This is a genomic window from Luteolibacter rhizosphaerae (assembly GCF_025950095.1).
Classification (GTDB): domain Bacteria; phylum Verrucomicrobiota; class Verrucomicrobiia; order Verrucomicrobiales; family Akkermansiaceae; genus Haloferula; species Haloferula rhizosphaerae.
Genome location: NZ_JAPDDR010000003.1, coordinates 253808 through 273795, shown reverse-complemented (window position 1 = coordinate 273795; position 19988 = coordinate 253808). Strand labels below are relative to the sequence as shown.

15 protein-coding genes are annotated in these 19988 nt (G+C 64.1%); 9 read left to right on the top strand and 6 right to left on the bottom strand.

The window, feature by feature from the left end:
• Positions 1–59: 59 nt before the first annotated feature.
• Positions 60–2132, bottom strand: a complete 2073-nt coding sequence (locus OJ996_RS06895; RefSeq protein WP_264512600.1) for a hypothetical protein — start codon at positions 2130–2132, stop codon at positions 60–62.
• Between the two features lie 168 nt (positions 2133–2300).
• Here OJ996_RS06895 and OJ996_RS06890 point away from each other — a divergent pair, with 168 nt between their 5' ends.
• Complete coding sequence (locus OJ996_RS06890; protein WP_264512598.1) at positions 2301–2690, top strand: VOC family protein; 390 nt, start codon at positions 2301–2303, stop codon at positions 2688–2690.
• 80 nt (positions 2691–2770) lie between these two features.
• Here OJ996_RS06890 and OJ996_RS06885 read toward each other — a convergent pair whose 3' ends face one another.
• Together OJ996_RS06885 and OJ996_RS06880 are read right to left on the bottom strand one after the other, a co-directional pair.
• Positions 2771–5032, bottom strand: a complete 2262-nt coding sequence (locus OJ996_RS06885) for a hypothetical protein (RefSeq protein WP_264512596.1) — start codon at positions 5030–5032, stop codon at positions 2771–2773.
• A 215-nt stretch (positions 5033–5247) separates the two neighbouring features.
• Entirely contained in the window at positions 5248–6021 is a 774-nt protein-coding gene (locus tag OJ996_RS06880) for a class I SAM-dependent methyltransferase (RefSeq protein ID WP_264512594.1), read from the bottom strand.
• Between the two features lie 144 nt (positions 6022–6165).
• Here OJ996_RS06880 and OJ996_RS06875 point away from each other — a divergent pair, with 144 nt between their 5' ends.
• From OJ996_RS06875 to mscL, 4 genes are all read left to right on the top strand, one after another.
• Positions 6166–7704 (top strand): tryptophan 7-halogenase, encoded by a 1539-nt coding sequence (locus OJ996_RS06875; RefSeq protein WP_264512592.1) that lies wholly within the window; start codon positions 6166–6168, stop codon positions 7702–7704.
• 23 nt (positions 7705–7727) lie between these two features.
• Positions 7728–9236: a tryptophan 7-halogenase gene (locus tag OJ996_RS06870; RefSeq protein ID WP_264512590.1), complete on the top strand. Its 1509-nt coding sequence runs from the start codon at positions 7728–7730 to the stop codon at positions 9234–9236.
• Between the two features lie 401 nt (positions 9237–9637).
• A complete protein-coding gene (gene alr, locus OJ996_RS06865) occupies positions 9638–10735 on the top strand; it encodes an alanine racemase (protein ID WP_264512588.1) in 1098 nt (365 codons plus the stop codon).
• Positions 10736–10871: 136 nt separating this feature from the next.
• Positions 10872–11276 carry a large conductance mechanosensitive channel protein MscL gene (gene mscL / locus OJ996_RS06860; RefSeq protein WP_264512586.1) on the top strand — a complete coding sequence of 135 codons (405 nt, stop codon included), beginning with the start codon at positions 10872–10874 and terminating at the stop codon, positions 11274–11276.
• An 83-nt stretch (positions 11277–11359) separates the two neighbouring features.
• On the opposite strand, the gene OJ996_RS06855 is transcribed toward mscL, so the two are convergent.
• A complete protein-coding gene (locus tag OJ996_RS06855; protein WP_264512584.1) occupies positions 11360–15175 on the bottom strand; it encodes a beta strand repeat-containing protein in 3816 nt (1271 codons plus the stop codon).
• Positions 15176–15471: 296 nt separating this feature from the next.
• Here OJ996_RS06855 and OJ996_RS06850 point away from each other — a divergent pair, with 296 nt between their 5' ends.
• The 3 genes from OJ996_RS06850 to OJ996_RS06840 all read left to right on the top strand — a co-directional run bounded on the left by OJ996_RS06850 (position 15472) and on the right by OJ996_RS06840 (position 18323).
• Entirely contained in the window at positions 15472–16272 is an 801-nt protein-coding gene (locus OJ996_RS06850; RefSeq protein ID WP_264512582.1) for a 1-acyl-sn-glycerol-3-phosphate acyltransferase, read from the top strand.
• Positions 16273–16426: 154 nt separating this feature from the next.
• Positions 16427–17362 (top strand): GNAT family N-acetyltransferase, encoded by a 936-nt coding sequence (locus OJ996_RS06845; RefSeq protein ID WP_264512579.1) that lies wholly within the window; start codon positions 16427–16429, stop codon positions 17360–17362.
• 91 nt (positions 17363–17453) lie between these two features.
• Positions 17454–18323 (top strand): protein-disulfide reductase DsbD domain-containing protein, encoded by an 870-nt coding sequence (locus OJ996_RS06840; RefSeq protein WP_264512577.1) that lies wholly within the window; start codon positions 17454–17456, stop codon positions 18321–18323.
• Between the two features lie 82 nt (positions 18324–18405).
• On the opposite strand, the gene azu is transcribed toward OJ996_RS06840, so the two are convergent.
• Both azu and OJ996_RS06830 read right to left on the bottom strand, forming a co-directional pair.
• Complete coding sequence (gene azu, locus OJ996_RS06835; protein ID WP_264512575.1) at positions 18406–18855, bottom strand: azurin; 450 nt, start codon at positions 18853–18855, stop codon at positions 18406–18408.
• Positions 18856–18957: 102 nt separating this feature from the next.
• On the bottom strand, positions 18958–19323 hold the full coding sequence (locus tag OJ996_RS06830; protein ID WP_264512573.1) for a hypothetical protein: 366 nt from the start codon (positions 19321–19323) through the stop codon (positions 18958–18960).
• A gap of 256 nt (positions 19324–19579) precedes the next feature.
• Here OJ996_RS06830 and OJ996_RS06825 point away from each other — a divergent pair, with 256 nt between their 5' ends.
• Positions 19580–19927 (top strand): P-II family nitrogen regulator, encoded by a 348-nt coding sequence (locus tag OJ996_RS06825; RefSeq protein WP_035610395.1) that lies wholly within the window; start codon positions 19580–19582, stop codon positions 19925–19927.
• The last annotated feature ends 61 nt before the right edge of the window (positions 19928–19988 follow it).

Here is a 19988-nt window from a genome sequence, read left to right as displayed (position 1 = left end):
CACAAGAAACCCGCGGGAAGCTTGCCTCCCGCGGGTGATGATTGAAGCGCGTCCTCAGCTTAGCCGTTACCGCGGTTCTTGCCACCACGTTGCTGCTGCTGTTGTTGCCGTTGCGGCTGGATCTGCTGGCGTTGCGGCATCTGACGTTGCGGCTGGGCCTGCCGCTGGGGCATCTGCCGCTGCGGTTGCACCTGGCGTTGCGGCATCTGCCGCTGAACTTGACGCTGCGGTTGCTGCACTTGCCGTTGCGGCTGGGCCTGGCGTTGCGGTTGCACTTGGCGCTGGGCTTGCCGTTGCGGCACCACTTGGCGTTGCGGTTGCACCTGACGCTGCGGAACAACTTGCCGCTGTGGCACGACCTGACGCTGGGGTTGCACCTGGCGTTGCGGAACCACTTGCCGCTGGGGTTGTACCTGCCGTTGCGGCATCGCCTGCTTGGTCTGCGGGACATTTGCCTTCGGCACCGCTTGGCGGCGATTCGGAGTGGCGTCCCCCGTCCCGCGGCCAGGAATCTGGTTCGGGGTCACCCCGCCCATACCGCGACCCGGAGTCTGCCCCTTCGAGGGATTCGCGTTCTTTCCTCCAGGCTGCACCGGCCCGCGGTTTGTTACCTGCGGGCGTCCTTTGGTGTTATCGGGCGAGATGATGTCGCTGCCGCGGCTGGTGACTCCGTCCATTCCTCGGGGGCGGCTGATTTGCCCTCCCCGCACCACTGCTTGGGGTTGCACCGGCTTGTTCCCGCGCAGGTCGGGGCGCTTCGGCGGAGCCTGATTCTTCGCCATTTGGGCTGCTCCGCGTCCCACCACCGGCGAGCGTTGAAGCTTCTCGCGCAGCACGGCTTGGCGCCCGGCACCGGCTTGGTCCGGTCCGCGGTTCCCGACCCGGGCCACTTCGACTTGGCGGCGCTGCTGGGTGAAGTTCCGCATCTGCTGGCGCTGCTGCACGATCTGGTTACGGCGCTCCATGTTGAGCTGGCGGAACTTTTGACCGCCCACCGGATTTCTCGCGAAGCCCTTCAGGCTGGTGGCGAAGAGACGGTTGCGGCCCACCAGATCATTGTTGCTGAACTTGTCGCCGCGGAAGTTCCGCATCGCGGCCCAGGTATGCAGCGGGCGGGCATCCGCATGGCGGCGCAGGAAGTCGAAGCGATCATGGAAGCGGTCGTTCCAGCCGTGGATATGGCGGTGCGACCAGCGGTGATGCGCCCAGATCGGGTCGAAGCAGCCGCGCCGGCCATGCCAGGAATAGGCCGAGAAGAAGCCCAGGCTGGCGTAGCGCGGCTCGTAGTAGTCACCGAAGTAGTAGTGCCCGCAGCTCGGCCGCAGCCAGAAGTGATCGGTGAAAACGTTCACGCTTACCACCACGCTCGGGCAGTAGGAATAGCCGGGAAGGGCCCATACCGGGCGATGGAAATGCACCGGGGCGAAGAGGATGCCGCGGCGTGCCACCGCATAGTCCCAGTAGCCGTCCACATAGCAGTAGCCGCGCGGAGTCCATGACCAGCGTGAGGGCACCCAGGTCCAATCCGGCCGGAGCGGCGTGTAGTAGCCGGGGCTCCACACGTAGCGGCTTTCAGCGTAGCGCCAGTTCCCGGGGATCCAGGTGTGGTCCTCGCCCGGCGAGACCGTGTTCGGGCCCGCATCCACGCTTTCGGGCGGCGCTTCTTCCACGTAGTCCACCTCCGCAAGTTCGGCATCGGCCCAATAGCCGGAGGTCCACTGCCATTTGGATCCGCCCAGATCGCTCCAGTAGCCCGGCACCCATTGGCGACCGGGAGGCACATTCCGCCACACCCCGCTGATCCACAGGAAATCGTTCTGGTCGTCATCCCAGGCCCAGTAGCCGGAAATCCAGGTCACGTTCTCGCCCTCGAGCTCCTGCTCGGGCGGCAGCTCCTCGATCGGGGTGGGCGGTGACTTGGTGATGATATAGCCCGGTTCCGGCTTGGACCCGGACGCCTCCGCGAAGGCCTCGTGAACCGGGCCGCGGGTCAGGATCTCTACGTTCTCGTTGTCGGGCTCGCTCGCCTCGACGTCCGGAGCGGGTGCCTGCGCCGCCGCAGGAAGCAGAAGCGGCCCGCCCGTCGCGATGACGGCCAGGGCCCCGATGATTGGGAGGTATCGTGGTTTCATGGTTCCTCTTGATTTGCGGTGGATTCAGGGAGCTGACGAGAGACCGGGGGAATTTATTCAAACGCTGTCTTAACGGCACCATAAGCGCTGCCGAAAACTTTGCGATGTCCAAGACAGCAAGATAAGGCGGGGACATATTCAACCAACACAAGTCTCCTGCCCGCAAGAATGGAATTGCCCGCGCGAGGCTATTCTTATCTGTTCGGCCACATGCGTGTGGAGAAGGTGAAATATGTCCTGTGGGCGGCGGATTGGCGGCGTTGCCTCGCGTTCTATCGCGATCTCTTCGGAGGGGTGATCAGCTTCGAGTCCGAAGTCTGGAGCGAGATCGTGGTTGCCGGTGCCACCATCGGAGTTCACGGCGGCGGGGAGGGGAAGCGGACATGGACCGGCCTTTCGTTCCAGCTGGATGACCTGCGCACGGGCATTGCCCGCCTTGCCGAATGCGGCGGAGCCTTGACCAGCGAGCCGAACGACACCCAGGAGGATCCGCTCCATCTCGCCATGTGCATCGATCCGGAAGGGAACGAGTTCATGATGACCCAGCGGCGGCACTAGGCGTCGGTACAAGAAAAACCGCGGGAAGCCGTAGCCTCCCGCGGTCGATTGGATTCGGGTGAATCAATTCCCCATGGCAATCACGCGTCCGCGCGATTCTTGCCCCGGCCCTGCTGGCGCTGTTGTTGGCGTTGCGGAGCCGCTTGGCGTTGTTGTGGACGGGCCTGCTGACGTTGCGGAGCCGCTTGGCGTTGCTGAGGACGGGCCTGCTGGCGTTGCGGAGCCGCTTGGCGCTGCTGCGGGCGGGCCTGCTGGCGCTGCGGTGCCGCCTGACGTTGCTGCGGACGTGCCTGCTGGCGCTGCGGAGCGGCTTGGCGCTGTTGCGGGCGTGCTTGCTGACGCTGCGGAGCGGCTTGGCGTTGTTGCGGACGTGCCTGCTGCTGCGGGCGCGCTTGTTGGCGTTGCGGAGCCGCTTGGCGTTGTTGCGGGCGAGCTTGCTGGCGCTGCGGAGCGGCTTGGCGCTGTTGCGGGCGAGCCTGTTGTTGAGGCCTCACTTGCTGGCGTTGCGGCGCGGCCTGACGTTGCTGCGGGCGAGCTTGCTGCTGAGGCTTCACTTGCTGACGCTGCTGAGGACGGGCCTGCTGTTGCGGGCGAGCTTGTTGTTGCGGACGCACCTGCTGGCGTTGCGGGGCGGTTTGGCGCTGCTGCGGATTCACCTGTTGGCGACGCTGTGGGGTAGCCTGTTGAGCGGCGCGGCCCGGATTCTGGCGTTGGGCGGCTTCGGGATTACGACCCACATTCGGGCGGACCTGCTGGCGTTGCTGGCCACCGCGGTTGCCGTTCGCGGCGGTATCGCGAGGGGTCCGGTTCGTCTGTGGCTGGGCTTGGTTCGGCCGGTTCCGACCTTGGCCTTGAGCCAGACCATTACGACCGGGAGTGTTATCGTCGCCGCGGGCGATATCGCGCCCATTCCGACCCTGTCCACCGCGCACCACCGCATCGGGGCGCACCCGATTGCCACGGGCTTCCGGACGGCGCGGCGGAGCTTGGTTCTGCGCCATCTGGGCTGCATTACGGCCTACCACCGGCGAGCGGCGGAGCTTCTCGCGAGCGATCGCCATGCGATTGCCTTGAGCCTGCGGACCGCGGTTGTTGCGCACCATCTCGACCTGACGGCGGTTCTGGGCGAAGTCCCGCATTTGCTGGCGCTGCTGCACCAGTTGATTGCGGCGCTCCTGATTGATCTGGCGGAAACGCATGCCACCCACCGGGTTATTGGCAAAGCCATTCAAGCGGCTCGCGAAGAAGCGGGTGCGGCCGATGTCGTCGTTGCGGAAGCGATCACCGCGGAAGTCGCGCATCGCCGCCCAAGTACGGAAGGGGCGGGCGTCCTCATGGGCACGCAGGAAGGCGAAACGATCGCGGAAGCGGTCGCCCCAGCCATGGTCGTGGCGGTGGTGCCAGCGCACGTGAGCCCAGATCGGGTCGTAGTGGGCGCGGTGGCCGTGCCACACGTGCGGAGAGAAGAAACCCAGACCGCTGTAGCGCGGGGCATAGTAGTCACCGAAGTAGTAGTGACCGAAGCGCGGGCGAACCCAGCAGTGGTCGTTGAAGACGTTCAGGCCGACAACGATACTAGGCGTGTAGTAGTAGCCGGGGGTGGACCAGACCGGGCGATGGAAGTGCACCGGAGCGAAAAGAATGCCGCGGCGCGCGATCGCATGGTCCCAGTAGCCATCCACATAGCAGTAGCCGCGCGGGGTCCACGACCAGCGGGAAGGCACCCAGGTCCAGTCCGGCCGCAGTGGCGTGTAGTAGCCGGGGCTCCAGACATAGCGGGTTTCGGCGTAGCGCCAATTGCCCGGGATCCAGGTGTGGTCGTCCCCGGGAGATTCCACGTTCGGGCCCGCATCGAGTGTGGCGGGTGGAGCCTCTTCGATGTAATCGACTTCGGTGGTTTCGGAGTCGGCCCAGTAGCCGGAGGTCCATTGCCACTGGCTGCCTCCCAGATCATTCCAGTAGCCCGGCACCCATTGGCGGCCCGGTGGCATGTTACGCCACACACCGCTGATCCAGAGGAAGTCGTTCTGATCATCGTCCCATGCCCAGTAGCCGGAGATCCAAGTCACGTTGTCACCCTCGAGCTCTTGCTCGGGCGGCAACTCTTCGATGGCCGTCGGAGGGGCCTTGCTGATGATCAAGCCGGGCTCGGGATTGCTCATCACCGCCTCCGCGAAGGCTTCGTGCACGGGTCCGCGGGTGAGAACTTCGACGGCTTGATCGTCTTCCGTCGCCTCCACCTCCGTGGATGGCGGCGCCTGCGCAGCCGCAGGAAGCAGGAGCGGCCCGCCTGCCGTCATGACAGCGAGCGCCCCGATGATGGAGAAGTATCGTGGTTTCATGATTCCTATCGGTTCGCAGTGGTTCAGTCCGGTCGACGCATCGGGACCGGACTTTATTCACTGCAAACCGCCGGCCACACCTGCCCACGACCGGCTATGCCTTGCGGCTCAGCGCGATAACACAATGAAGCTTTCGCCGATTCAAACGCACCGCGCCTGAGCACTGCAACCCGCCGCATTGCCGGATGCACGATAATTCAGCGCGTCGGCGCATCTCATTTCACCGCGAGCAAACTCACCCGCTGCCATATCCAGCGGATCGGTTCTTCATTCGTTTGCAGCTCCATCCGTTCGCGCACATGGGGACTCGCATTCGCGATCAATGCCCGCACCTGTTCGCGATTTTCTTCCGAAGTCGCCGCTGCGGTGAAATACCATTCCAGATCCGGCATCTTCATTGGCTGCAGTTCGGCATGCCGGATGGAGAATCCGGCTTCCTCCACGATCCGCACCCATGTGTTGCGATCTAACAGGCGGCCATGCGAGGGATCGCGCAGCTTCTCCACCTGGTGCAGCCACTCGGCAGTCTCCGGGTCATCATCCACCACGCTGCCGTCGATGATGAGCAGATAACCGCCGGGCTCCAGCACCCGGTAGCATTCCTTCACGAAGGCCGGCACATCCGTGAAGTGGTGCGGAGCCACGCGGCAGCTCACGATCCGGAAGCTCGCGTCGGGGAAGGGGATCTCCTCTGCCGGGAAGAGCGCCGTTGCCACGGGGAAACCTTCTCCCTCCAGCAGCTTGCCCGCGTGCTCCAGCATCGCCGGCGCCAGATCGCCCAGCACCGGCGTGTAACCCGCACGGGCCAGGGCCAGCGCCGTGTGCCCGCCACCGGTGGCCACATCCAGCGCCGCGCCGCTCTTCTCCGGAATCATGGCGAGTAGCTCATCCACGTCGCGTGTGTCGGCTAGAATGTGCTGCTTGCCGTAGTTGGCAGCTTGGCGATCGAACTGGGCGGCGGAACGCTGTTGCTGGGAATCGAGTGCCATGGTGCAAATACCCTGCTCCGGAGAAGTCCTCCCGACAAGGCCCCCGGATTTCTATTCGCGTCCATTGGCGTCCATTCGCGGTTGAGGGCTTCCCCTCCGGCAAGGGGCCGTTCCCGCTTGTCGTCGCCGCCCGCTTCCGCTGGCATGGCAGAAGAAACTCCCATGGTCTCTCATCCGGAATCCGTAAACCCCGGCTCGTCGAAGGTTCGGCGAGTGCTCGTCCTCGGCGGCGGCAGCGCCGGCCTGCTTGCCGCGCTCACCCTCAAGCGTCTTCATCCCGCGCTGGAAGTCTCGCTCGTCTACAGCTCCGAACTCGGCGTCATCGGGGTGGGGGAGGGGACCACCGCCGTCTTTCCCGCGCATCTCTTCGAGACCCTTGGCATCCCGAAGGAGGAATTCTACCGCGAGGCCCGGCCGACATGGAAGCAGGGCATCCGCCTGCTCTGGGGCCCGCGCGAGGAGTTCTTCTACGACTTCGAGTTCCAGTACGACCAACGCTTCGAGGGCATGCCGAAGGCGAACGGCTTCTATGCTGCCGGTGATTGCGGCGATCTCTCGCAGGCGGGAGCGCTCATGGGCCGGGACAAGGCCTTCACCACGGGTCCGCTCGGCCGACCCGTGATCAAGGGCCAATATGCGTTTCACATCGAGAACCACCGTCTCGTCTCCTGTTTGGAGAGCATCGCCCGCCGCTCCGGCATCACCTTGGAGGATGACACTCTGGAGCGTGCCGAAGTCGATGCGGGCAAGGTGACCGCCCTGCATTTCAAGAGCGGCACCACCCGCAGCGCGGACCTTTACATCGATGCCTCCGGATTCAGCGCGGAACTGATCGGCAAGGCCCTCGCGGAGCCCTTCAAAAGCTTCTCCGACTCGCTCTTCTGCGATCGCGCCGTGATCGGCGGCTGGCAGCGGGAGGATGAGCCGATCCACCCCTACACCACCGCGGAGACCATGTATCACGGCTGGTGCTGGCAGATCGAGCATGAGACCTTCATCAACCGCGGATACGTCTACTCCAGCAATTTCGTGTCCGATGAGGAGGCCCGGGCCGAGCTCGTCGCGAAGAACCCGAAGATCACCGAGACCCGTGTGGTCAAGTTCCGCAGCGGCCGCTACGAGCGCAGTTGGGTGGGTAATGTCGTCGCGATCGGCAATGCCTCCGGCTTCGTCGAGCCGCTCGAAGCCACCGCGCTGGCCCAGGTGATCTACGAATCGAACTGGCTGGCCGAGTCCCTACGCCAGACCGGCTATCATCTGGATGAAGCGATGACTGCCGCTTTCAACCGCGTGGTCGGCATCGCTTGGGACGAGATCCGCGACTTCCTCGCCTATCACTACCGCTTCAATACGCGGCACAACACGCCCTTCTGGATGCACTGCCGGGCGCACACGAGTTTGGGGAACTACCAGACATTTCATGACTTTTACCAGGAGGTTGGGCCGAATCCGGTGCTGCTGGTACACGCCCTCCCGGCGCGTCCGAACATCTACGGCGTGGAGGGCTTCCTCGCCATGCTCGTCGGCATGCAGGTGCCGCATGAGGCCTCCTACCAGCCGGGCGATGCCGAGTTCGAGGCATTCCGTGCCCACCGCAACAAGCTCGCTGCCCAAGCAAAGGGCGGCGTGAGCGTCCGCCAGGCACTTGATGCCATCCGCCGTCCTTCCTGGCAGTGGACCTGAATCCCTTTCCTCCCGCTCCGTTCATGAATGCTTCTCTCGTTCGTCAGGTGGTCGTGCTCGGCTCCGGCACGGATGCCCTCCTCACCGCCGCCTCGCTCAAGCGCCAGCTCCCCGGCCTCGGCGTCACCCTGCTCCGCGATCCCGCGGCGGAGGCTGCCGATCCGATCGGGGAAAGTACGACTCCTGCCGTACTTCAGCAGATCTCCCGCGTGCTCGGCTTGCAGGGTCAGGATATTCACCTGCGCGCCCGCCCGGTGTGGACGCTCGGCTACAAGTGTCTCTGGGGTGCCCGCGGCAGTTTCTTCCGCGGCTTCGACCAGACCTTCAGCCAGGGCCTGAACGGCTTCCGCACCGAGCCGGGATATCTCGCCGCGGCTACCGGATTGGATTCCTGCTCGCCCTCCATCGCCCTGATGGCTGCGGGCAAGCTCTTCCCGAAGGACGGGGCGAACGCCTTCAAGCCGCTTGAGCATCTCACCGGCATGAACTTCCGCACCGAGCTGCTGGATGACCTCTTGCTCAAGCTCTGCCAAGTGCTCGGCATTGCCGTGCGCGAGGGGCGTCCGGTCGCGATCGAGCAGGCACCGCAGCGCCTGGTGCTGGCGGATGGCGGCTCCTTGGAAGCCGACCTCTTCTTCGATGCCGCCGGCAGCGCCCGTCCGCTCTCCACTTTGGCAGGGAACAGCGGTTGGGTGTCCTACGAGGACGCCGCACCCTGCACCCGCGCCGTCACCGTGCTGCGCCGTCGCGGCAGCGAGCCCATCCGGCCCTTCACCACGCTCGAAACACAGGACGCCGGTTGGCGCTGGCGCATCGAGCATGATGATGCCGTGGGCCTCGCCCTCGCGTGGGCTCCGGAATTCATGGAGGAGGAAGAAGCCTGTGCGCAGCTTCTTGCGAAGGCCGATGATTCTTCTGCTGTCACTCGCATCCATCATTGGAACAACGGCCGCCTCACCAGCCCGTGGCAGGGTGCGGTGATCGCGGTGGGTGATGCCGGTGGCTTCCTGCCGCCGATGGCTTCGCTGCGCATCGGCATGCTCCTCTTCCAGGTGAACTGGCTCGTCCGCTTGCTCGCGGAAACGGATGGCCGCGTGGGAGATGCGTCGGCGGCCAGCTACAACACGATCGCCGCCGAGGCATGGGATGAACTGCGTGACTTCCACGCCATCCACCACCGCTACAATACCGCTTCCGATTCGCCCTTCTGGACCCGTGCGCGGGAGACGGTCGCGCCCCGGTCCTGTGCTCCGCTGGTGGACCTTTATCAATCGATCGGTCCCTCGCAGTTGCTGGCGCAGTTCATCCCCTCATGGCCCGGGGCCATCGGCATCGACTCATGGATCGCCGCCTTGCTCGGCATGGGCGTGCCCTTCCGTCATCAGCCGGAGATTCCCGCACCCGAGAAGAAGGCTTGGGAATCCCTCTGCGAACAACGCCGTGCCATGGCCAAGCAAGCCGTGCCCGCGGAGCTCTGCATCGGTGCCGCCCGTCGCGCCATGCGCCCCGAACCCCGCGCCGCATTCCCCTGAAGTTCCATGGAGCCTCACGAGTCCGAAAGCAACCGGGTTCCGACGGCACAGTGGTGGATCATAGCGATCTCACTCTCGGTTCCCGGCATGGCCTTGTTCGGGCTCTTTTGCCTTTTCGATTTCGGGATCCTTCCGAAAGGTCATGCGGGAAGCTGGGCGACTTGGGGAACGGTTGGGACCTTCATTCTGACCCTGATCGGCTGCTGTATCTTTGCGGCTGGAGTGCTGACTTATGATGCTCCGTCAGATCGCCGTCCTATCCTCTGGGCGGAAATGACGGTCCGCTTTTTGCTTCTCCAAGTCATTTTGGCTCCAGCGGTGACCTGCGTCATCCTGTTTCCTTTCATCGTTTGAAAAAGCAGCACTTGCCCCTCCCCTGAAGCGCGGCTTTCCTCCCCGCCGTGAACCCGCTTGCCTCACCGCCCCGCGCCTGGGCGGAGATCGATGTGTCCGCCCTGCGTCACAATCTGCGCGCCGCCCGCGATGCCGCCGGCTGCCAAGTGATGGCCGTGGTGAAGGCCGGAGCTTACGGACACGGTCTGGAACAAGTCGCCACCGCCTTGGCAGCGGAAGATATCGCCTTCTTCGGCGTGGCCAATGTCGGCGAGGCCCGGCGCATCGCGGATGCCGGGGTCAGCACCCGCATCTACCTCCTCGGCGCCACCTGGTCGGAGGAACGTGCGGAGATCGTCGCCCGCGATTGGACACCCTGCATCTCTTCGCTGGATGAGGCCCGCCATTTCGACGACCTCGCCCGCGCCCACGGCTCCCGGCTGAAGGTGCATCTCTCCGTGGACACCGGCATGGGCCGCGGCGGCTTCGTCGCGGAAGGTCTGCCGGAGATCCTGCAACAGCTTGAGGGCATGCCGAATCTGGAGATCGAAGGCATCGGTTCACATCTCTCCTCCGCCGATGAAGACGAGGAATTCACCCGCAAGCAAATGGCGAAATACGCCGCGATCCTCGCCTCCTTGGGCGGCCCGGAGCGCTTCGTCTGGCGACACCTCTCGAACAGCGCCGGCCTGCTCGGCTACGAGCGCGAGTCCTGCAATCTCGCCCGCCCCGGGCTCATGCTCTACGGGATCTGCCCGCTGCCGGGCCATTCAATCGCGCTCAAGAACGTGATGAGCCTCAAGTCTCGCGTGACCCTTGTCCGCACGCTGCCCGCCGGACACGGCGTCTCCTACGGCAAGACCTTCGTCACCACCAAGCCGACTCGCGTCGCAACCGTCGGCATCGGGTATGGCGATGGCTACCCGCGCCATGTCTCCGGCCACGGGGCCGAGGCCTTCATCCGCGGCAAGCGTTACCCGCTCATCGGCCGCGTGACCATGGACCAGATCATGGTCGATGTGACCGACAGCGAGGTCGCCGAAGGTGACGAAGTCGAAATGTTCGGCCCGAACATCCGTGTCGATGAAGTCGCGGCCAAGGCGGACACGATCGCTTGGGAGATCCTCACCGGCATCACTCCCCGCGTGGTGAGGGTCTACGCTTGAGTGGATTGCGTTAGGCAATCTTCAGGAGCCGCGACTATCCGGTATCGGGCAATGCCCGGTACCCTTTGGCAAAACGGGATTGCCGCATGTTAGAGGGTGTGCTTCGCTGGCAGGGCAACTCCTATCAACTGTCGCCATGATCAAAGAATTCAGAGACTTCATCCTCAAGGGTAACATGCTGGACCTCGCCGTCGGTGTTATCATCGGCGCCTCCTTCGGCAAGGTGGTCACCTCCTTCACCGAGCTCCTCCTCTCCGCCATCACATTTGGCACGGGAACGACCGAAGTGGGCGCGGTTCCGGTCGCGAAGAAGATGATCGACGGAAAAGAGAAGCTGATCGATCTGGGTCCGCTCATCAATTCCTTCATCAGCCTCGTCATCGTCGGCTTCGCCCTGTTCCTGGTGGTGAAAGCCTACACGACCGCCAAGAAGCGCTTCGAAGCACCGGTCGCTCCCGCGGGACCAACCGAGCTCCCGGCCGATGTGAAACTCCTCGCGGAGATCCGCGACCTGCTCAAGAGCCAGCAAGGCAAGGCCTGAGCCTTGCTACCGGGCAAAAAAATCCGGGGTGACGGAACCCATCGCCACCCCGGATACTATGCTGCTGCTCTGGCCTTGAGCCCTTAGGGCGTCGAGGCACGGAGGCGGGCAAACAGGTGACCGTTCACCGCGTTCGACGCGGGAATGGTCACCGTGATCTCATCCGGCGTGGCCGTCTGGTTCACGGTCACGCTCACGCCGTTGGCTTGGGCGCCGCCGGTTTGGGTGATCGGTACGGAAGTCCAAGTTCCGCCGAGGTCGGTATCCCACTCGAGGGTAAGGGTAACATTGCCGAGAGAGGCTTCCTCACGCTTGAAGCTCAGGGTCAGACCGTTCGCGGTGCTGCCGCTGGAGGCGATCAGCGCGCTGCCATCCGCGAGCAGCGGATCGCCGCCGAGCACCCACTCCAGGCCGTTCGAGATTCCGTCCTTGTCCGGATCGTTGTCGAAGCCGGCTTCCTTCCCCGGCGATCCGTCCAAACCCTTGCTTGTAGCCCAGGCCTGATACGGGGTTTCGACGGTCGTGGAGGTGAGCACCACTTGTGAGGCATTCGAATAGCTGATGGTGAAGCTATTCGGTCCCGCATTGATCGATGCGCCTTGCGGCAATCCGGCGAAGGTGCCGGTGCGGGTGGTGCCGGTGTTGTCGATGATGATCAGTTGCTCGCCGGCGGGGATGATGCCGAGTCCCACTTCGGACAGGCTCAGGGTCGCGCCGCTGATGTTGAGCGGGGCGGTGGTGCTGAGCTGGTCGGAGAAGCCGCTGGTGCTGTCGATCTTGAGGGCCAGCGTGGAGCCGCTTGCGAGGGTGACGCTGCCTCCGCTGTAGAAGGTGGCCACCTCTCCGTCTCCCGGTGCCAGCGTGGCTCCCGAGGCGACGGTGAGTGTTGACTGATCGCTGGTTCCCAGACCGCCGAGCGTGCCGGCGCTCACCGTGGTGGTACCGGTGTAGGTGTTGAAGCCGCTCAGGATCAGCGTTCCGCTGCCGGTTTTCACCAGGTTGCCGCTACCGTCGAGTCCACCGGAGAGTGTCACCTTGTTCGCGCCGGTGGCGAAGGTGGTGGTACCGCTCAAGTTGAGGATCAGCGTGGACGCCCAGTTCTCGGTGGCGCCGATGGTGCCGGTGCCGAGGTTGAGTTGATAGAGCCCGCTGTTCGAGGTGATCCCGCCCGCGCCGATGTTCATCACACCGCCCACGAGGTTGTAGATGCCTGTGCCGGTGGTGGAGTTCGCACCCAGATCCAGCTGGCGGATGTTGATGGTGCCGCCGTTCTGATCGAGCGTCGCAGTGATCGCTCCGATCGCCATGCCCAGCCGCTTGCCGGTCATTTCCAGCGTGCCTGCGTTCAGCTCGTAGGAAGCGATGGTGGCCGGGTTGTTCAAGCTGGCACCGATGAACGCCACATCCCGGTTGGTAGGATTGTAGGTGATGGTGCCGCCGTTCTGGACTACGCGGCCGCTGCCGCCATCGCGACCGATGACCCAAGCATCGTTGAAGCTGCCGCTCATGGTCAGCGATCCGCCCGCTTCCATCGTCAGCAGGGAATCCGCACCGCCCAAATTGCCGATCCAGACCGCCGTGCCGCCCGTGCCATTGATGGTCGTGGCCCCGGTGACGGTGAAGTTCGTGCTCGTGGCGGCCAGACCCGCGAAGGTGTTCGTGCCGCTCAGCACCACGTTACCGCCGCCCGCGGAGGTGAGGTTACCAGTGAAGGTGTTCGTGCCACTCAAGGTTACATCGCCGAACTCGATATCCAGCTCGCCGCCCACGGTCGCCGTGCCGCTCAGGATCAGGCTGCCATCCCGCATGCTGATCGCGGAGCCGATGTTCGTCGTGCCGCTCAGGGTCAGCGATCCCGTGCCGGACTTCAGCAGCCCGCCGGAGGAAAGCACCGAGCCGGCACCGCCGATGGTGTAGTTCTTGGTATCGTTGGAGACGGTGACGTGAGAGGTGGCCACGTTCGCCGGGACACTGACGGCCGGCGTGTTGGAACCCGTGTCGTCGAAGGTCACCGGATCACCGTCCACGAAGGCGGTCGGGCCGGAGCCTGCGTTCCAGTTCAACGCGCTCAGGTTCCAGAGGTTGGTCGTGCCATTGCCCACCCAGACCAGCTCGCGGCGGCTCGTGCCGAAGATCACGTCCGACCAGTTCTGGCCCACCCGGATCTCGTCGTGCCTCACGGTGCGGCCGTTGTCGAAGGCGGCCATCGAGAGGCCGTTGAAGGACATGTCCGAAGCCGACAGCATCGTCAGCGTCGGCGTGCCCGGCTCCGTGGCCGAGATCGGATTCTGATAGACGTAGACGTCGTCGTTGCCCGGTTTGAAGTCGATCCGGACCACGTAGAGGTTCACGCCCGTGCTCGCCGGTCCGATCAAGGTTTGCAGGCCACCCGTGCGCAGCGCCACGGTGGGATTGTTCGTGTCGTTGCCCACGCCGCCGATCCGGCCCGGATCGCCCAGGTTATCGCGGTGGAACTCGAACTCGTAGAACTTGGTCGTGCCGTCCGGCTGCTGCAGGAAGCTCAGGTAAATCGTCTTGCCGTCCGCACCGATCCGGCCGCTGCCATCGAGGTAGCCCGCCGCGCCGAAACGTCCGCCCGGCGAGGTATCGAGCGAGCGCCCTTCCCGCTGCGCGTTCGCCATGAAGGCGCTGTTGCCGAGCGATTGGGCATCGAAGCCGTTCGGGGCATTGGTTCCCGCGGCGAGGTTGCCGCTGAGCGTCGTGCCGCCGGCTCCGTTCACGTTCGTCCATGCCGCGCCCCAGCCGAGTCCGCCGGTCTTGCCGGTCAGGTTGCCCGCACCCGGAGCGTAGTCGAAGCCCTCATAGGCGAGCAGGCCTGCCGGCGCGTTGAGCACATTGACCTGCGCGTTGCTGGAGCTTGCGGAACCCTGCGAGTTGGTCGCCACCACATGATAAGCGCCCGCATCGCCGGTTTGGACATTGCCCAGCGTGAGGCTGGCACCCGTCTGCCCGGAGATCGGGTTGGAACCCTTGTACCACTGATAGGTCGGGAGCGGGTTGCCGCTTGCGCGGGCGTTCAGCACCACCGTGCCACCCGTGAAGCTCGTCGTCGGGTGCGGCTGCGTGGCGAAGGCGGGCTGTGCCACCGGAGGCACCGTCACATCCGCCCAGCTATCACCGAGGCGCACTTCGTCGTGTGAGACGGTGCGGCCGCCACCCACGAAGGCACCGAAGGAAATCCCGTCGAAGGACATGTCCGCGGCTGCCAGCTTCGTAAGCGTGGGCACGCCGGGCTCGGTCAGCGAGGTGGGATTGCGATAGACGTAGACATCGTCGTTGCCCGCTTTGAAATCGATGCGGACCACGTAAAAGTTCACGTTGGTATTTCCCGCGCCGATCAGGCTGTGCGTGTTGTTCGGCGCCCGCAGGTGCACGTTGTCGCCGCCTTGGTCGTTGCCGATACCGGCGATACGTCCTGGGTCGCCCAAGTCACCGCGGTGGAACTCGAACTCGTAGTAGGACGCCGTACCGTTCGGCTGCTGCGTGAAGCTGATGTAGATCGTCTTCCCGTCCGCACCGATCCGGCCATTGGCATCGCGGTAGCCTGCCACGCCGAAAGCCCCGGTGGTGCTGGTGTCGATCTTGCGCCCCACGCGCCGCCCATTCGGCAGGAACGCGTTGTTGCCCGCGGACAAGGCATCGAAGCCGGCGGGAGCACTGCCTCCAGCGGCAAGGCTGCCCGCAACGAGATCCACGCTGCCATTGTTCACGGTCTGCCACGCTCCACCCCAGCCGTAGCCGCCGGTCTGCCCGGTCAGGTTTCCCGTGCCGGTGGGATAATCGAATCCTTCATAAGCGAGCTGCGCCGCCTGCAGCCCCATAGGGCTCAGGAACGCTCCGACAAGATAAATACGTAACTTCGGAGATATCGGTTTCATGGGTTTGCGGTGGAGGGTCAAGGCGTCGGCTCTGCGACGCCACAAGACGAGGGGTCGGGCCGGGACTGTCCGCGGCGCGATTTGGGTTAAGCCCCCAAGAATGGCGAAGGCTCCGCGCCAACAATGCGAAAGTGGAGTACCTGAAATGCTCCTGTCATGGCAGCTTTACCGTCCGGTCTATGACAGCTCCCCCTTACAAAAGGTTCTCAGGAAGCTTTGCCGGCTCGTCGGTAGAGGGGTCCGGCCCGTTACAATTGCGGGCTTGATCGCATCCCCGCTCCGGTGGATTCCGTGATATGCCGTCGCCCCGCGAGCCCTTCGACCTGCGCGCCGCTCTTCCCTTTCTCGATGGCGATGGCTGGCGCGGAAGCTTGCGCGCTTGTCTGGATGCAGCGCTCGGACTCACGCGCGTCCGCAGGGACTTCGGTCAGGCTGCCGCTGCTCATGGTGAACCCTTTGCCAACGCCTTGGATGCCTTCGGCCTTCAACTCGCGGCAGAGGATTTCGAGGCCGCGGTTCCGCTCACCGGCCCCGTCGTGGTGATGGCGAATCATCCCTATGGAGGTGCAGATGCCCTGTCCTTGGGCGCGCTGTGCATGGCCCATCGGCGGGACACCTTGCTCATGGCGAATGAAATGGCGGCCGAGCTCCCCGTGTTGGGCGAGTCGATGCTGCCGCTATCCATTCTTGGAGCCGAGGGTTCATCACGGAAGAACGCGATCGTCCTGAAGCGCTCCCTCGATCACCTGCGCGGTGGTGGCTTGCTCGCCGTCTTCCCTTCCGGGGAGGTGGCGAATTGGAAAGGCCATGCGGTGGAGGAAGGCCCGTGGTCCCCGCACATCGCCTCGCTGGCTATCAAGACCGGCGCGGAGTTGGTCGCGGTGAAGTTCCCCGGCAAGACGCCGCCATGGTTCCACCTCGCGGGCGGAATTCATCCGCTGGTGCGCACCGCACTCCTGCCGCGTGTCCTGCTCGCCATGCGCGGTGGCATCGTTCCTTGCAAGGCCCGCAGGCTGGAGCGGACCAGCGTGGCAGGAATGGATCCCGCTGCCGCCGCCGCACAACTCCGGCAGGCCACTCTCGCGATCGACGCCTGAGCACTTCGCTCGTCGCCCGTGTGACGAGAATGTTGTCGCAGGAGATTCGACCCCTCGTGCCGGTCTCGCTTTCATCGTTTTCACCGATGAAGCGTCCGATTTCTTCGATTCGGGAAATCGGGCGCTGGCGACCATGCTGGAATGTGATTCAGCCATGAACTCTTGTTTTCAACCGATCGCTGCCGCTGCCGATCCCACCGAACTGGCGAGCGAAATCGCCGGGCTCATGAAGCGCGGGCCGCTCGCCTCGCAGGGTCGGCTCGATGTCTTCCTCGCCGCCGCATGGGAGATCCCCGCGGTCCTGCACGAGATCGGACGGCTCCGCGAAGTCGCCTTCCGCGCCGTCGGTGAAGGCACCGGCAAGGCCCTCGATCTCGATCCCTTCGATGCTAGCTATCTGCATCTCTTCCTCTGGGACCGGGAAGCAGGTAGCGTCGCCGGTGGCTACCGTCTCGGCTGCACCGACGTACTACTGGCCGCCGGCGGGCCGGGTGCCCTCTACACCTCCACGCTCTTCCACTTCGAGCAGCCCTTCCTCGATTATCTCAGGCCGGCCTTGGAGCTCGGGCGCTCTTTCGTCGCCCCGGAGTATCAGAAATCGATCCATCCGCTTGCCTTGCTCTGGCGCGGCATCGGCCGCTTCGTCGCAGAGCGCCCCCGCTACGCGCGCCTCTTCGGGCCGGTCAGCATCTCCAGCGATTATACCGCCGCCTCTCAGGATCTCATCGTGCGTTTCCTGCGCGATCGGAAGCAGGACGAGGCCATCTCCCGCTGGGTCCGCCCGCTGCATCCTTACGGCGGTCTGCCCGAAGGCTCGGACATCAGCCCTTGTCTTCAGTCGATCGAGGAAGTCTCCGCCGCGGTGGCCGCCGCCGAGCCCGATCACAAGGGCGTGCCGGTTCTGCTGCGCCAGTATCTCAAGCTGAATGCCACCCTGCTGGAGTTCAATGTCGACCCGGACTTCTCCGATGTGCTCGACGCCTTGGTCTTGGTGGACCTGCGCCAAGCCCCGGCCACGGTGCTGGCCCGCTACATGGGAGAGGCCGGTTACGACGCCTTCATGCGCGCCGCCATGCCCCGGGTGGCTTAGCACGTTCACTGGATCTTGAAGTTTGGAATTTGGATCTTCCGCCCGCCTGCCTTGACAGCTTGGCGGCTCCCGCGACGTTGATGGGCCAGCCATGAAGCCCCTGCTTGCCCTGCTTCTCACGATTTGCTCCGCCCTCGCCGCGCCGGAGAAGACCAAGGGTGTCGACTTGGAACTGGTATCGGAGCAGTCCGCTCTCGTCGCCGGCCAGCCCTTCACGGTCGGTCTGAAGATCCATCACCACTCCGGTTTCCACACCTACTGGCAGAATCCGGGAATCGCCGGTGTGCCGATGAAGCTGGCATGGGAACTCCCGGAGGGCTTCAAGGCCGGAGCGATTCAGTGGCCCTATCCCGACCAAGGGCTGATGGCCATCCACCCGGTCCACAGCTTCAAGCGCGACGTCATGCTCCTGGTCCGGATCACGCCACCGGAGAAGCTCACCGCGAGCCGAGTGAGCTTGAAAGCGACGGCCACATGGATGGCCTGCGCGGATGGCTGCTACCCGGGCAAGAAGGAGCTCTCGCTCGATCTCCCCGTGGCTGTCGAAACGACCGCCGATAGCACTCAGGCCGAAGCCTTCGCCAAGGCCCGTGCCGAACTACCCCAGCCTCTGCAGCACTGGAAGGTCGAGCGGCTCTCGGAAGTCGATGCCGCGGAGATCAAGCTGCGCCTTACTCCTGCCGATGATCAGGCCCTGCCTGCGGAGGGAGCCTACTTCTTCTCCTCGGATGGACAGATCTCTTCCGCTCCCAAGCAAACGGTGACCCTCAAGGAAGCCGGGGTGATCGAGATCACCGCGGAGCGCGCCCAGTACGGGCCGAAGGGCCGCATGGATCTCCCCGGCGTGCTGGTCGCGAAGTCCCCGCTCTGGAAGGGCGGCCCCTTGTTCGCAGCGATCCCGGGCGGAGCAGAGCTCGAATCCACCGCCGGGGCGAAGTGCCCTCACTGCGAAGCCGAGTAAGCGGCCCGGCCCGGGTAAGAAAAATCCCCGGCCGCTCGGAAGCGGACGGGGATCGAACGAGAACTTGTGAGACAGCCGCGGCTTACTTGGCCTTCACCTTCAGCACGCCTTGCATCAGGGCGAAGTGGCCCGGGAAGGTGCAGACGTAGGGGTAGTCACCCGCTTCGGCAGGTGCCGTGAAAGTGATGGTCTGGGACTCGCCGCCACCCAGGATCTTGGTGTGGGCCACGATCATCTTCTTGGACTCTTCGTCCGCCGGGATGTAATCGGTCGCCGCGGCCTGCATCGCCTTGGTCGCGAAGGTCGGGATCGGGGTGCCGGCCTTCAGGATCACCACGTTGTGGCCCATCGCCACCTTCTGGAGCACGCCGATGTGCTTGAAGGTCAGCGAGACCTTGTCGCCTGCAGTCACCTCGAGAGTCTTGGTGTTGTACTGCATCTGGTCGTTGCCAGTGATCTCAAGCTTCTTCTCTTCGGCCATCAGCGGCGAGGCGAGGCAAAGGGCGGACAGGATAGGAATCAATTTCTTCATACTCGGATGAGGGCTTGGTACGCCCGGAAAGTGAGGGATCTTTCAGCCCGGAGCAACACTCCAATCCGGGGGAAATTTTCCAATCGCCATCACATTTTACCGCTAAACCCGGATCCCCTTCGATTCGGCCAGCGCCACGAAGATCAGGAACACCACCGGCAGGACCAGCACCTGGATTACCGTCATCCGGCCCGTCCATGCGGCTCGCCGTCGCGGAGACACTCCGGCAATCCGGTGAGTAGCCGGAGCCAGGAAGGAATCCAGCCAGGCACAGGCGACCGCGAGGAGGAGCGCGGAGGCGCCGGCTAGCAGCTGACGCGGGTTGGACTGCGCGAGGTGGAGCGGGGTTCCCGGGAAGCTCAGGACAGCCAGCAGGCACACCGTGAGGAAGCCCGGCATCAGCCACAGGAAGAAGCGCAAGAAAGTCCATCCGGGAACCGGCTTTCCGGAGATAGAAGAGGAGTCCATCGCTTGATAAAGGTCCCGGCCCGAACACTTACTGTTAGCCTCCTACGACACGCCTTGGAAAGCTCCTAATCGCGAATGGAAACGAATTCTCCCGATTCGTTTCCATTCACCCCTTGATCGCCGGAAAGTCCTTACGCTGACTGGTTTTCCCCTCGCCAACGGGGGTGTTTATGACTAGCTTCGGGAAGTTTTAAAAAGATCCACGTCGCAATTGGCATGGGCCTTGCTCAACCGTCTTTGACCAATCCGCCGCACCATGAAGAAAATCGAAGCGATTATCAAACCGTTCAAGTTGGAGGAAGTGAAGGAAGCCCTCGCCGAAGTCGGCGTGCAGGGCATGACTGTCACGGAAGTCAAAGGATTCGGCCGTCAGAAAGGCCACACCGAAATCTATCGCGGCTCTGAGTACACCGTGGATTTCCTCCCCAAGGTGAAGATCGAAATTGTCGTGGATGACGCTCAGGCTGGCTCCGTGGCGGAGGCCATCGTCAAGAGCGCCAACACCGGCAAGATCGGTGACGGCAAGGTCTTCATCTCCACCATCGAGGAAGCCATCCGCATCCGTACCGGCGAAACCGGTTCCTCGGCTGTCGCCGTGAACTGATCTTCTCCCGTTCCCTTTAACCAGCCCGGTCTTCCCCCAAGGAAGCCGGGCTTTTTTGTGT

Bases quoted from the DNA above. Each gene is read 5' to 3' on its own strand.
- OJ996_RS06895 (WP_264512600.1), bottom strand. From the start codon at position 2,132: ATGAAACCACGATACCTCCCAATCATCGGGGCCCTGGCCGTCATCGCG.
- OJ996_RS06890 (WP_264512598.1), top strand. From the start codon at position 2,301: ATGGAATTGCCCGCGCGAGGCTATTCTTATCTGTTCGGCCACATGCGT.
- OJ996_RS06885 (WP_264512596.1), bottom strand. From the start codon at position 5,032: ATGAAACCACGATACTTCTCCATCATCGGGGCGCTCGCTGTCATGACG.
- OJ996_RS06880 (WP_264512594.1), bottom strand. From the start codon at position 6,021: ATGGCACTCGATTCCCAGCAACAGCGTTCCGCCGCCCAGTTCGATCGC.
- OJ996_RS06875 (WP_264512592.1), top strand. From the start codon at position 6,166: ATGGCAGAAGAAACTCCCATGGTCTCTCATCCGGAATCCGTAAACCCC.
- OJ996_RS06870 (WP_264512590.1), top strand. From the start codon at position 7,728: ATGAATGCTTCTCTCGTTCGTCAGGTGGTCGTGCTCGGCTCCGGCACG.
- mscL (WP_264512586.1), top strand. From the start codon at position 10,872: ATGATCAAAGAATTCAGAGACTTCATCCTCAAGGGTAACATGCTGGAC.
- OJ996_RS06855 (WP_264512584.1), bottom strand. From the start codon at position 15,175: ATGAAACCGATATCTCCGAAGTTACGTATTTATCTTGTCGGAGCGTTC.
- OJ996_RS06850 (WP_264512582.1), top strand. From the start codon at position 15,472: ATGCCGTCGCCCCGCGAGCCCTTCGACCTGCGCGCCGCTCTTCCCTTT.
- OJ996_RS06845 (WP_264512579.1), top strand. From the start codon at position 16,427: ATGAACTCTTGTTTTCAACCGATCGCTGCCGCTGCCGATCCCACCGAA.
- OJ996_RS06840 (WP_264512577.1), top strand. From the start codon at position 17,454: ATGAAGCCCCTGCTTGCCCTGCTTCTCACGATTTGCTCCGCCCTCGCC.
- azu (WP_264512575.1), bottom strand. From the start codon at position 18,855: ATGAAGAAATTGATTCCTATCCTGTCCGCCCTTTGCCTCGCCTCGCCG.
- OJ996_RS06830 (WP_264512573.1), bottom strand. From the start codon at position 19,323: ATGGACTCCTCTTCTATCTCCGGAAAGCCGGTTCCCGGATGGACTTTC.
- OJ996_RS06825 (WP_035610395.1), top strand. From the start codon at position 19,580: ATGAAGAAAATCGAAGCGATTATCAAACCGTTCAAGTTGGAGGAAGTG.